Below are 13,573 nucleotides of genomic sequence, written 5' to 3'. Positions count from 1 at the left end.
AATTTCTTGTGAGGGAAAAGAATTGTTTAAAGAAGAAATAATACAACAATTAGAATTACACCCAAGTAGATTAGAAAAAGAAAAAATCATCTCAGAAGCGATGGAAGAAGGTCTAGATGATTTTTTTGAAGGAATCCGAATGGCACTTGATCCATTGGTAACTTTTGGTGTAAAAATTGTTCCTGAGAAAGAGAATGAAAAAAGTCAAAATTTTTTATGGAAAGATTTTAAAGAATTAGCCAATAAGCTTATTCAAAGAGAACTTACTGGTCATGCTGCTCGAGATGCAATTTTTTCGGCTATGGAATCTGCAACAAAAGAAGAGTGGAATGGATTTTATAGACGAGTTTTAATAAAAGATCTTAGATGTGGTGTATCTGAAAAAACAATCAACAAGATAGCAAAGAAATTTCCCAAATATGCGATTCCTATTTTTTCTTGTCCTTTAGCTCATGACAGTGCCAATCATGAAAAAAAAATGATAGGGAAAAAGCAAATTGAAATTAAATTAGATGGTGTACGCGTCTTAACTATTATTAGACAAAATAAGGTAGAAATGTTTTCTCGTAATGGGAAACAATTCCATAATTTTGGTCATATTATTTCGGAAATAGAAAACGTCTTAAAAGAAGATCCTGTACCTTATGACTTAGTCCTAGATGGTGAAGTAATGAGCGCTAACTTTCAGGATTTAATGAAACAGGTTCATAGAAAAGATGGCAAACAAACAAAAGATGCAGTTCTACACTTATTTGATTTATGTCCCCTTGAAAACTTTCAACAAGGGAGATGGAACACTAGTCAAACATCAAGAAGTTTATTAATAAAAGAATGGGTAGCAAAACATTCTAAGCTTCTAAAACATGTACAAACACTGGAATGGGAAGATGTAGATCTTGACACCATTGAAGGTCAGAAAAGATTTGTAGAGCTGAATAAATCTGCCGTTGAAGGAGGATATGAAGGAGTAATGATTAAAGATCCCAATGCTATGTATGAATGTAAAAGAACGCACAGTTGGTTAAAAGCAAAACCTTTCATTGAAGTCACTTTAAAAGTTGTATCGGTTGAGGAAGGCACAGGTCGTAATAAAGGTAGGCTAGGGGCAATACTGGTAGAAGGGGAAGATGATGGGTATAAATACAGTCTTAGTTGTGGAAGCGGGTTTAGTGATATCCAACGTGAAGAATATTGGTCAAAACGTAATCATCTCATTGGTCAACTTGTAGAAATCAGAGCTGATGCTAAAACTAAATCCAAGGATGCAGTGGCTTTTAGTCTTAGGTTTCCAAGATTCAAATGCTTTAGAGGATTTAAAGCTGGAGAAAAAGTGTAAATTTTAAAAAATTATTTAACAAAGTAGTCAATAATAAATGTGGTTTTTAAATAAAAAACTTAAAATATAAGTTATAAAGTATAAAAATATTTATTAAGACTTTTAAAAGACTTATGACAAAGAAAACAGTTTTCAACTACATAAAAACACCTTGTGGACAGGCAAAATATATGGAATTAGAAGCTAATAAAACTTTGTTAGGTAAAGTTAGGCTATTTTGGTTTATTTTAATTGCATCTATTAGAGATTGGAATATTAAAGATTAAATTCTTAGGAGTTTTCAAAATATTCTCTGGAGTATTTAGCTAAGAAATATACAACCAAAAAAGTTGAAACAACTCCGACGATAGTCATATACAAATTATTTGGTGATTGTACATTTTTTAAATCCTGGAGAGTTTTTGCCAAACTACCTATTGAGCAATAAAGAAAAGTTCCTGGAATAATTCCAAGAAGGCCAAGAGAAAAATCTCTAAATTTAATATTATTCAAACCATAAAAATAATTTAGAATACTGAAGGGAAATATCGGAGATAATCTCGCTAAAAAAATTAATTTAAGTCCGCCTTTTTCTACTACTTTCTCCATAACAGTTAATTTTGGATAACGGATAAAAAAGTTTTTTAGCTTTTTTGCAAAAAAAGTTTTTGATAAAAAAAATGCAACTGTTGCTCCAATGGAAGCGGAAATGAAAACGATAATTGATCCTAAATATGAGCCATATAAAAAACCAGATAATAAAGATAACCAAGAAGCTGGAAGTATTAATAAAACAATTAAAATATAAATACAAACAAACGCTAAAATTCCAATTCCAGTATTAAAAAAAAAAGACAAATTATAAATATTTTCTAGGAATATATTCATACTCAATTCAATAGTGCGAGTTTTTTTGTAATTCTCTCCTTTTGAACCGAACCCTCATTTAATTTTAATCTGCATTCATCAACAATATCTTTTGGAGCCTTATCAACAAAATTTTTATTAGATAATCTCTTATTTAAATTTTCTAATTCAATAGCTACCTTTTTTAAATCCTTGGTTAACCTTTCCTTTAATGCATCTATATTTACATAATCCTGAAAAGGTAAGTAAACCTCTAAATCACTAATTATACCAGAAAAAGATTTAGCAAACTCTTTTTTATCAACAGCATTAGTTTTAAAAATAAATACTTCAGAAGATTTAGTTAAGGTTTGAATATCTTCAACTAAAGTTTTTAAAAAATCAATCAATTCATCATTATCTGTAATTAAATATACAGGACCTTTTTCTGATGGCTTAAGACCTAATTCAGCTCTCAAATTTCTAATCAGTCTAATAATTTCAAAGAGTTGCTGAAAGGAATTATCAAGCTTGTGATCAACAAATTTATTTTCGTGTATTGGCCATTTTTGAAGAGATAATAATGCATTATCTGGTTTTAGTTGCAGTGCATGCCAAAGTTCCTCAGTAATATGCGGCATAAAAGGATGAATCATTACCAAAATATCATTGAGTACTTTTATTAAAACTTTTTCAGATATTTGTCTATTTTTAGTCTCTTTATTATTAAACCTTTGTTTAGCAAATTCTACATACCAGTCACAAAAATCATTCCATGCAAATTCATATAGAAGTTTGGCAGATTCTCCCAATTTATATTCTTTCAACAAAGCAGCGACTTTTTTATTTACCTGATTCAATTTCGATAAAATCCACCTATCACATAATTCTAAAGAAGTTTCATCACTCTCATTAAGCGAACAATTATTGTTAGAAGTTTTATTAATTAATACAAATTTAGTTGCATTCCATAATTTATTCGCAAAATTTCTTGAAGCTTCAACAGTTGAAGACGTATCTTTTTTCCTATCAAAATCAAGCCGGATATCTTGTCCAGCGCCTGCAACTTCTCGAATTAAAGCAAATCGTAGAGCATCAGAACCATATTTATCAATTAATAGTATTGGATCAATACCATTACCTGCACTTTTACTCATTTTTTTATTTTTTTCATCTCGAACTAGACCATGAATATAAACATCCTTAAAAGGAATATTATTGGTAAAAGTACTCCCCATCATTGTCATTCTGGCCACCCAGAAAAAAATAATATCGAAACCAGTAACAAGAACATTATTTGGATACCATTTTTTAAAATCTGGATCATTTGTATTTGGCCAACCAAGTGTTGAGAAAGGCCATAAACCACTTGAAAACCATGTATCCAAAACGTCTTTATCGCGAACCAATTTAATATTTAATCCAAATTTTTTATTAGCTTCGATTAAAGCATCTTCTTCATTTCTTGCAACGATATATGGAGTATTTTGTTCTATTGAGTCTTGAGAGGCATCTAAAACATACCATGCTGGTATTTGGTGCCCCCACCACAATTGCCGACTGATGCACCAATCATTGATATTCTCCAACCAATCCTTATAAACTTTCTCCCAGCGTGGAGGAATAAAAGATGGTTTTTTAGAATCAATTTCATTAAGACATCCTTGTGATATATCATCCATTTTCAAAAACCATTGTGTTGACAATAAAGGTTCAATTGGGACCTTACCTCTATCAGAAAAAGGAACAGTATGTTTATAGTCCTCTATCTTTGTCAATAGACCTAAGTTGTCCAATTCTTTGATAATTTTCTTTCTAGCCTCATATCTATCTAAATTCTGAAAAATACCTGCATTAATATTTAAAGTTCCATCTTTGTTCATTACATTAATCTGTTTTAAATTATGCCTTTTCCCTATTGCAAAATCATTTGGATCATGGGCTGGAGTAACCTTCACACAACCCGTACCAAAATCTTTATCAACATGTGAATCAGCGATAATAGGTATTTCTCTATCAACAAAAGGGACTTTTACTTTGACACCAATAAATTCTTTATATCTATCATCATCAGGATTAACTGCCACAGCAGTATCACCCAAAAGCGTTTCTGGTCTTGTTGTTGCAACTTCTAAGTACTTATCTAACTGTTCACCACTTTCAGAAATTAAAGGGTATTTAAAATGCCATAAATGACCATTTACTTCTTGCATTTCAACTTCAAGATCACTTACGGCAGATTGAGATTCAGGGCACCAATTAACCAAATATTCGCCTCTATAAATTAAATTCTTATTATAGAGAATATTAAAAGCCTCAATAACTGCTTCGTTTAATTTTTGATCAAGAGTAAATCTTTCTCTAGTCCAGTCAACTGAATATCCTATCCTTTTTAATTGAGAAACTATTCTTCCACCACTTTGTTCTTTCCAGTTCCATGCTCTTTTAAGAAATTCATCTCTTCCAATATCCTCGCTTGTTTTACCTTCATTTTTTAATTGTTTTTCAAGAATAGTTTGAACAGCTATTGAAGCATGATCAGTTCCTGGTAAACACAAAGCATTCTTACCTAAAAGTCTTTGAAAACGTACTACAACATCTATCAAAGCGGTGTTAAATGCATGCCCCATATGCAAAGATCCAGTTACATTTGGTGGCGGAATAACAACACAAAAAGGCTCCCCGTCATCCTCAGGATTAGGACTAAACGCCTGTAAACTTTCCCATTTTTCTTGCCACTTTTTCTCTACTTCAAAAGGTGAATAATTCTTTAAAGATAATTGATCATTCATCTCAGTCATATGCAAATTTTATTACGAAACCTTTTTTATATTTTATCTTCATAGCAGCCAATTAATGAAAATAATATTAGTATGCAAAAAAAAGGACATTCATTCTACAAAAGTTTGAAGCCAGAACCGCAGGAACAACGTTTTGCATTTTTTGGTGTTGAGATAAGAAATCCACCACCGCTTAAATCACCGTAGTAATCTAATTTTAAATCTTTAAGTAAATTAAACTTTTTTACATCGGCATATAAAGTGACTCCTTCTGTTCTTGAGATTGGGGATCCATTACATGTTCCAGGCTTTAATTTAATATGCATCCATCCTTCGGAACAATTTTTCTCCTCTACCAAATCAATTGACATTTTTCCAGGAGAACCTCCAAAAGAAGCTTGCCTAGATAGTTCTGAAGCAGCGCTTTGACTGATTGAAAGATTGACGATCTCAGTCATTAGAAAAATAAAAGATGGGCGATCCAGGGTTCGAACCAGGGACATCCTGCTTGTAAGGCAGGCGCTCTACCGCTGAGCTAATCGCCCTTATAATAACCTATTCTAATGGATGAAGTTGAAATATTTGCACTAACTATTTAAATATTTCATGATTAAGGCAAAATTGAATTAATAAAAGATAACCTATGTCCTCAAACGATAGATATAACTTGCATAAAAATTCCGATTTAGAGACTTTAGAGAACTTTAAAATTTTAATATCTAATATCAAGTCATTGAAAGATAAAACTTGGGGATGCCCATGGCAGAAAATACAGTCTCATAAATCATTGATCCCATTTTTAAATGAAGAAAGTGGTGAATTTATAGATGCGATATATGAAAAAAATGCGGATAACATCTGTGAAGAGTTAGGAGATCTTTTATTACAAGTAATGCTGCATTCTGAAATCGGTTACGAAAACAAAGAATTTGAACTAAATGATGTTTTAAAAAATCTAAACAAGAAAATTATTAATAGACATCCATATATTTTCGACAAAAAAGAAAAAGTGTCTTTAGAAAAATCGCAAAAGATTTGGGAAAAAATTAAAAATTCAGAAAAAAAAGCACCTCATTTTAAATCATCGATTAGTAAAAATTTAAATTTGAAAATTAAAAGTTTACCGCCAACAATTGGAACAGATAAAATCACAAATGTTGTTAAAGAATTTGGTTTTAAATGGGAGAGTACTGATCAAATTTTTGAAAAGTTAGAAGAAGAGATTAATGAATTAAAGGAAGCAATAAAAAGTAAAAATTATTCAGACATAAAAAATGAATATGGCGATATTTACTTTACCCTTCTAAATCTCTCAAACTTTTTAAAAATAAATCCAGAATCAGCTCTTCAAAAAACTAATAAAAAATTTTTAGACAGATTCTCAATTATTGAACATCATGCAGGAGATAATATTAAAAAACAAACCCCTAAAGATTTTCAACGGCTTTGGCAAATAGCCAAGCAAAAACTTAAAAGAAAAAATTCTTAAAAAGCAAATGACTAATATTTCAAATTGGATAGATGAATATCATAAAGGCTCAAGATTTGGTCTAAATGGAGAAATCTTAATTAAACAAAAATCCAAATATCAAGAAATTATTGTTATTGAAAATGAATATTATGGCAGAGCTTTAATGCTAGATGGCTGTTGGATGACATCATTAAAAGATGAGAAGTATTATCATGAGTGTCTTGTGCATCCAGCATTAAGTAGCATTGACGAAAAATCTAATGTACTCATTATTGGTGGAGGAGACGGCGGTACAGCAAGAGAATGCATTAAGTACTCTCAAATATCAAAAATTGATCTAGTAGAGATTGATGAGGAAGTAATCAAAATATCTAAAAAATTTTTAAAAGAAATTGGAGGCGATGCATGGAATGACGAAAGATTAACGATCCATATTGATGATGGTGTTCAATGGGTAAAAAAAACAAGAGATAATTTTTACGACGTCATATTTATAGATTGTTCAGATCCATCAGAAATTGCAAATTTATTATTTTCAGATTCGTTTTATAGAGAATGCAAAAGAATTCTTAAAAAAAATGGTATCTTAGCAACGCAAAGCGAATCACCTGAATCCTTCAAAAATATTCACATAAGTATTTTAAAAACCCTGAAAAAAATCTTTAAAGTCTCTGAAACTATGTATTCTTTTGTACCTATATATCCTAGCGGTATTTGGAGTTGGACATTCGCTTCTGAAGAAGTTTTAAATTTATCAAAGCAAAATTATATTGAAACCCTGAGAATAGAAAAAGGTTGTGAAATTTGGAATTTGAATTTTCAAAATGCAGCATTCAAAATGATGCCAAATAAAATTGTAAAAGAACTCAATTCATAGAATGATAAAAAATTTATTTGATAACGAAAATGCGATTTTCATGGGAGCAAAAAGAAGCCCTGATGATTGCGCAATTGGTATATTTGGAGTCAATTATGATGGCACATGTTCATTCAAACCTGGAGCTAGATTCGGTCCAGAAGCGATAAGACAAGTGAGTTCTTGTTTAGAAACATATTGTCCAAAACTAAATAAAGACTTAGAAAATATTATGTATGCTGATTTTGGGTCAATAATAATTGATAAAAATGACTCAAAGTCCGTTATTGAATCGGTCAAATCAGCAACAAATTTTTTAATAAACAAAGGCCTTAGGCCTATTATGCTTGGAGGCGAACACTCTATTACCACAGGTGCTGTTGAAGCGTTAGTAAAGAAATATCCAGATTTGATATTGGTTCAACTTGATGCTCATGCAGATTTAAGAGAAACATATATAGGTAATAAAAATAGTCATGCTTGTACAATGCAAAGATGCCTAGAAGTGCTACCTAAAAAGAAAATTTTGCAAGTAGGAATAAGAAGTGGGACTAAAGAAGAATTTCAGTTTATGCATAATAACAATCAATTAGTTAACTTTTGTCCAGGCGGAAATGCGCAAGAGTTAAAGCAAGCTCTTCTTCCATACTCTAAGTCTCCAATCTATTTAACAATAGATTTAGATTGGTTTGATCCCAGTTTATTATCAGGGACGGGAACCCCAGAACCGGGAGGATTTTTTTGGAATGATTTTGAAGAGATCCTGAAAACTTTAAGAGACTTTAGGATTGTAGCTTCAGACATTGTGGAGTTATCTCCAGAAATTGATAAAAGCGGAGTTAGCAGTATAGTTGCAGCCAAAGTACTTAGAAGCTTAATTTTGTCATTAGAAAATATGCAATAAAAAATTTCTAAACTAAAGTGTAAAAATAGTAAATTAAAATTTAATATTTCATGGATTTGCTTAAAAGTCCTCTTTATTCAAAATATGTTCAATCCAATGCAAAGTTAGTGAATTTTGCAGGTTGGGAAATGCCAATATCATTTTCAGGATTAATCAAAGAGCATGAATCAGTTAGATCTTCAACTGGATTGTTTGATATTTCTCACATGGGTGTAATTTCTATTAAAGGAATCAATCCAAAGGATTATATTCAAAAATTTTTTCCTACAAATTTATACTCCATTTCTGAAGGTCAGGGACTTTATACAGTAATGCTCAATGATAAAGGAGGAATAATAGATGACTTAATAATTTATGACCTTGGCATACAAGAAAATGATATAACAGAAATATTGTTAATAGTTAATGCAAGTAGATATGACATAGATTTTCAGTGGATAAAAAATAATTCAAAAAAGAATGAAATTTCAATAACAAACTTTAAACAAGACAAGGTGCTTTTAGCACTACAGGGTAAAAACTCATTCGATTTATTTGAAAAATGGATTGAATCATCAATCTCCCATATCCCTAACTTTGGATGCGAATATAAAATTTTTGAACATATTTCGCAGAAAGAAAAAATCTTCGTTTCAAAGACAGGATATACAGGGGAAAATGGTCTAGAAATACTTTTATCTAAAAAAGCAGCAATTAATTTATGGGATTTCTCAATTTCCAACAATGTTACTCCTTGTGGTTTAGGAGCTAGGGATACACTTAGACTTGAAGCGGGCATGCATCTTTATGGCCAAGACATAAATGAAGAAACTTCTCCGTATGAAGCAGGGTTAGGATGGCTAGTTCATCTAGAAAATAATCATGAATTCTTTGGGAGAAGATTTCTTGAAGAGCAGTCAAGATTAGGTATTCAAAAAAAGTTAGTTGGTCTCTCTATAGAAGGTAAAGCAATAGGAAGAAAAGGTTGCCCAGTACTAAAAGGTGAAGAGAATATTGGAACTATCACTAGCGGCAGTTGGTCTCCAACTAAACAACAAGCTATAGCTTTTGCATACATCACAACTTCGCATGCTTTTATAAATAACGAAGTTGAAATATTAATAAGAGGCAAAAAATTCAAAGGAGTTATAACAAAAAGAGCGTTTTATAAAAAAAATTATTAACTAAATTTACCCTCAAAGAATTATTATAAGTTTTGATAAATAAAGCATACTTAGATGAGAAACAAAATTTGTGAAGAACTCAATAATACAGATATTGGTAAATTAGTTAATTTATGCGGATGGGTAGATAGAAGAAGAGATCATGGTGGTGTAATTTTTATTGATTTAAGAGACCATAGTGGATTCTTACAAATAACAATTAACCCCGATGACGGCGCAAGTCTATTTAAACAGGCAGAAACTCTAAGAAATGAAACGGTAATAATGGTTAGCGGAATTATTAATGAAAGGCCCAAAGATTCAATTAATAAAAATTTAAGTACTGGAGAGTTAGAGCTTAAGGTTAAAGATTTGCAAATTCTCAATCAAATTAAAAAAAACTTACCTTTTCCAGTATCTATACATGATTATGAAAATACAAAAGAAGAACTCAGATTAAAATATAGATACCTTGATTTAAGAAGGGGCAAATTACTCGAAAATTTAAAAACAAGACACAAGATTATTAAAGTTGCTAGAGAATTTCTTGATAATTTTGGATTTACTGAAGTAGAAACTCCATTGCTGACAAAATCAACTCCAGAAGGAGCTCGCGATTTTCTTGTTCCTGCACGTCTTTCAAATGGGGAATTTTTTGCTCTACCCCAATCCCCACAACTATTTAAACAACTTTTAATGGTTGGAGGCTTAGATAAGTATTATCAAATCGCAAAATGTTTCCGTGATGAAGACTTAAGAGCAGATAGACAGCCAGAGTTTACTCAATTAGATATTGAGATGAGCTTTATTAATGAAGAAGAAATAATATCTTTTAATGAAAGTCTTATAAAAAAAATATGGAAAGAAGTATTGAATATTGATTTTGATAATGCTTTTCCAAGAATGTCATGGCACGCAGCAATGGATAATTACGGTACTGATAGACCAGATACTAGATATCAAATGTTACTTAAAGATTTAGGAGAAGTATTAGGTGATATTGGCTTTAATATTTTCACCAAGGCGATTAAGTCTGGAGGTTCTATAAAATCCATAACAGTTAAGGGAGGTAATTTAAGTATTAGCAACGTAAGAATTAAACCCGGAGGTGATATCTTCCAAGTAGCTCAAGATGCAGGAGCTGGTGGTTTGGCCTTTATAAGGGTCAAAGGAGATGAGCTCGAGACTATTGGGGCAATTAAAAATAATTTAAATGAAGAGCATATAGCTAATATTTTAAAAATAACCGAGGCCCAAGATGGAGACTTAATCCTTTTAGGAGCTGGAGATAAACAAATTGTCAACCAGTCATTAGATAGAGTGAGACAATACATTGCAAAAGACTTAAATCTTATAGATAAAAGTAAATGGAATTTCTTATGGGTAACTGATTTTCCGATGTTTGAGAGAAATGAAGAAGAAAATAGATATGAAGCTTTACATCATCCTTTTTGTTCTCCAAAAAATATAAAATCTAAAGATTGTGAAAACTTGAAAAAAGAAATTGAGAACTCAATAGCAAATGCTTATGACTTAGTTCTTAATGGTTTGGAGTTAGGAGGTGGCTCTTTACGTATTCACGAAGCGAACTTGCAAAGAGAGATTTTAAAAACGGTAGGACTTTCTGATAAAGAGATTGATGAAAAATTTGGATTTTTAATAGAAGCCTTAGAAATGGGTGCTCCTCCGCATGGTGGAATAGCGTTTGGATTGGACCGTATTACCATGCTGATCATAGGTGCAGATTCAATCAGAGAAACCATTGCTTTTCCAAAAAATCAACAAGCAAAATGTCTTCTCACAAATGCACCTTCAAATGTCTCTGAATCACAATTAAAAGAATTAGATATTGAAATAACAATTGATGAATAAGAATATATATGGATGTTCTAAAAGTTTTTTGTTTAAATAAAATATAAGGAGTATGTGCTTAATTAAAAATATTTAATGTCAAAATTTGTTTTTGTCACAGGAGGAGTAGTTTCTAGCATTGGTAAAGGAATTGTAGCTGCAAGCTTAGGGAGATTATTAAAGTCGAGAGGATATAGTGTTTCAATATTAAAACTAGATCCATATCTAAATGTTGATCCAGGCACAATGAGCCCATTCCAGCATGGAGAAGTATTTGTAACCGAAGATGGGGCTGAAACCGATCTAGATTTAGGTCACTATGAAAGATTTACTGATACTGCAATGACTAGGTTAAATAGTGTAACGACGGGATCTATCTACCAAGCAGTAATTAATAAAGAAAGAAGAGGTAGTTATAACGGTGGAACTGTGCAAGTAATACCTCACATAACTGGAGAAATTAGAGAAAGGATTCATAGAGTAGCAGCTAACAGCAATGCAGATATTATTATTACTGAAATTGGTGGAACAGTTGGTGATATTGAATCTTTACCTTTTTTAGAGGCAATAAGAGAATTCAAAAATGATGTCAATAGAAATGACGTAGCGTACATACACGTAACATTACTTCCCTACATCAAAACCTCTGGCGAAATAAAAACTAAACCAACACAACATTCAGTAAAAGAATTAAGATCAATTGGAATTCAGCCAGATTTACTTGTATGCCGAAGCGATAAATCAATAAATGAAGGTCTTAAAAAGAAACTTAGTGGTTTTTGTGGAGTAAATATAAAATCAGTAATAGAAGCATTAGATGCAGATAGTATTTATTCTGTGCCTCTTGCTTTAAAAAAAGAAGGGTTGTGCAAAGAAACTCTGAAGTATCTTGAACTTGAGGACAAAGAATGTGATTTGAAAAATTGGGAAGCACTAATTCATAATCTAAGAAATCCTGGAGATCCAATAAAAGTTGCTCTTGTGGGCAAATATATTGAACTTGGAGATGCTTATTTATCTGTAGTTGAAGCTTTAAGGCATGCATGTATTGCAAACAAGGCTTTGTTAGATTTACATTGGGTCAGTGCTGAAATGATAGAAAAAGATTCAGCAGAAACTTACTTAAATGAAGTTGATGCAATTGTCGTACCTGGAGGATTTGGAAACAGAGGAGTGAATGGCAAAATTTCTGCTATAAAATTCGCAAGAGAAAATAAAATTCCATTTTTAGGCCTTTGCCTTGGTATGCAATGTGCAGTTATAGAATGGGCCAGGAATGTAGCTAATCTTCCAGATGCATCTAGTTCAGAACTAGATCCAGATACTCCCAATCCAGTGATACATTTATTACCAGAACAAGAAGATGTAGTTGATTTAGGTGGGACAATGAGACTAGGAGTTTATCCATGTAGATTGACAAAAAATACAACTGGAAAAAAATTATATGATGAAGATGTTATTTATGAGAGACATCGACATAGATACGAATTTAATAATTACTACAAACAAAGTTTTTTAAATTCTGGATACAAAATTAGTGGTACATCACCAGATGGCCGATTAGTTGAGTTAATTGAGTTAGAAAATCATCCTTACTTCTTAGCATGTCAATATCATCCTGAGTTTTTATCAAGACCTGGGAAACCTCATCCATTATTTAAAGGCTTAATAAAAGCCTCTCAAGAAAAGTTAACTCAATCAAATTAATATTTTTTATTTTTTTGAATGAAAAAATGACAAATTTTTTACCCTTAGTCGAACAATTTCATTCATTACAAGGTGAAGGTTATCATGCTGGAAAAAGTGCTTTTTTTGTGCGATTAGCAGGTTGTAAAGTTGGTTGTTCATGGTGCGATACCAAGAATTCATGGGATGAGAAAAAATATCCACCTATATCAATTAAGAAAATAATAAATCAAATAAAAATTGCTAGAGGAAAAGGAGCATCTTTTTGCGTTATTACAGGTGGAGAACCTTTACAACATAACTTGGATAATTTTTGTAATGCCATTAAAAAAATGACTAGGGGAGAAGAACAAAACTCAATGAATATTCATATTGAGACTAGTGGCGTTAACTCTATTTCTGGAAGTTATGACTGGATTACTTTATCTCCAAAAAGACACTCACCTCCAAAAAATTATTTTTTAAAAAACTGTAATGAGGTCAAAATAATCATAAACGAAATAGAAGATATTGAATTTGCTATTCAAATAAAAAAAGAAACTTTAAAACAATATCAATTCTCAAAAAGCAAAGATGGCTTAAAAAAAGAAGATAAAATTTTTTATTTACAGCCAGCATGGAACAATACAAAAGGTTTTTCTCTTGCTATTGATTTCGTGAAAAATAACCCTGATTGGAAATTAAGCCTTCAAACTCACAAATACTTAAAAATTAAATGAAAT

12 protein-coding genes and 1 tRNA gene are annotated in these 13,573 nt (G+C 31.3%); 9 read left to right on the top strand and 4 right to left on the bottom strand.

The features are described from left to right. The first annotated feature begins 22 nt into the window (after positions 1-22). Together EU95_RS01935 and EU95_RS10010 are read left to right on the top strand one after the other, a co-directional pair. On the top strand, positions 23-1,336 hold the full coding sequence (locus EU95_RS01935) for an RNA ligase family protein (RefSeq protein WP_032522699.1): 1,314 nt from the start codon (positions 23-25) through the stop codon (positions 1,334-1,336). A 113-nt stretch (positions 1,337-1,449) separates the two neighbouring features. After that, positions 1,450-1,602, top strand: coding sequence for a hypothetical protein (locus EU95_RS10010; RefSeq protein ID WP_193742497.1), 153 nt, complete (start codon positions 1,450-1,452; stop codon positions 1,600-1,602). Positions 1,603-1,606: 4 nt separating this feature from the next. On the opposite strand, the gene EU95_RS01940 is transcribed toward EU95_RS10010, so the two are convergent. The 4 genes from EU95_RS01940 to EU95_RS01955 form a co-directional block, all read right to left on the bottom strand. Further along, the gene (locus EU95_RS01940) at positions 1,607-2,203 is read right to left on the bottom strand and encodes a TVP38/TMEM64 family protein (protein ID WP_032522698.1); all 597 of its coding nucleotides are present in this window, start codon (positions 2,201-2,203) and stop codon (positions 1,607-1,609) included. 2 nt (positions 2,204-2,205) lie between these two features. Continuing rightward, positions 2,206-4,962, bottom strand: coding sequence for a valine--tRNA ligase (locus EU95_RS01945; protein ID WP_032522697.1), 2,757 nt, complete (start codon positions 4,960-4,962; stop codon positions 2,206-2,208). Between the two features lie 95 nt (positions 4,963-5,057). Continuing rightward, complete coding sequence (locus EU95_RS09480; protein ID WP_072014843.1) at positions 5,058-5,444, bottom strand: AIR synthase; 387 nt, start codon at positions 5,442-5,444, stop codon at positions 5,058-5,060. Next, positions 5,415-5,486 (bottom strand) — tRNA-Val (locus EU95_RS01955). Before EU95_RS01955 ends, EU95_RS09480 begins: the two co-directional genes overlap by 30 nt. A 98-nt stretch (positions 5,487-5,584) precedes the next feature. On the opposite strand from EU95_RS01955, the gene mazG reads away from it, so the two are divergent. The 7 genes from mazG (at position 5,585) to EU95_RS01990 (ending at position 13,570) form a co-directional block, all read left to right on the top strand. Beyond that, the gene (mazG, locus tag EU95_RS01960; RefSeq protein WP_032522695.1) at positions 5,585-6,430 is read left to right on the top strand and encodes a nucleoside triphosphate pyrophosphohydrolase; all 846 of its coding nucleotides are present in this window, start codon (positions 5,585-5,587) and stop codon (positions 6,428-6,430) included. A 7-nt stretch (positions 6,431-6,437) separates the two neighbouring features. After that, complete coding sequence (gene speE / locus EU95_RS01965; RefSeq protein ID WP_032522694.1) at positions 6,438-7,289, top strand: polyamine aminopropyltransferase; 852 nt, start codon at positions 6,438-6,440, stop codon at positions 7,287-7,289. A gap of 1 nt (position 7,290) precedes the next feature. Beyond that, a complete protein-coding gene (gene speB / locus EU95_RS01970; protein ID WP_032522693.1) occupies positions 7,291-8,172 on the top strand; it encodes an agmatinase in 882 nt (293 codons plus the stop codon). Between the two features lie 50 nt (positions 8,173-8,222). Continuing rightward, positions 8,223-9,335, top strand: a complete 1,113-nt coding sequence (gene gcvT / locus EU95_RS01975) for a glycine cleavage system aminomethyltransferase GcvT (RefSeq protein WP_032522692.1) — start codon at positions 8,223-8,225, stop codon at positions 9,333-9,335. Between the two features lie 54 nt (positions 9,336-9,389). Then, positions 9,390-11,186 carry an aspartate--tRNA ligase gene (aspS, locus tag EU95_RS01980; protein WP_032522691.1) on the top strand — a complete coding sequence of 599 codons (1,797 nt, stop codon included), beginning with the start codon at positions 9,390-9,392 and terminating at the stop codon, positions 11,184-11,186. A gap of 75 nt (positions 11,187-11,261) precedes the next feature. Beyond that, positions 11,262-12,872, top strand: coding sequence for a CTP synthase (locus EU95_RS01985; RefSeq protein ID WP_032522690.1), 1,611 nt, complete (start codon positions 11,262-11,264; stop codon positions 12,870-12,872). Positions 12,873-12,898: 26 nt separating this feature from the next. Next, positions 12,899-13,570, top strand: coding sequence for a 7-carboxy-7-deazaguanine synthase QueE (locus EU95_RS01990; protein ID WP_032522767.1), 672 nt, complete (start codon positions 12,899-12,901; stop codon positions 13,568-13,570). Positions 13,571-13,573: the final 3 nt, after the last annotated feature.

The organism is Prochlorococcus marinus str. MIT 9201 (genome assembly GCF_000759955.1).
GTDB classification, from domain to species: domain Bacteria; phylum Cyanobacteriota; class Cyanobacteriia; order PCC-6307; family Cyanobiaceae; genus Prochlorococcus_A; species Prochlorococcus_A marinus_G.
Note: the sequence above shows the minus strand (reverse complement) of the source record. Positions and strands in the feature narration are given on the sequence as shown.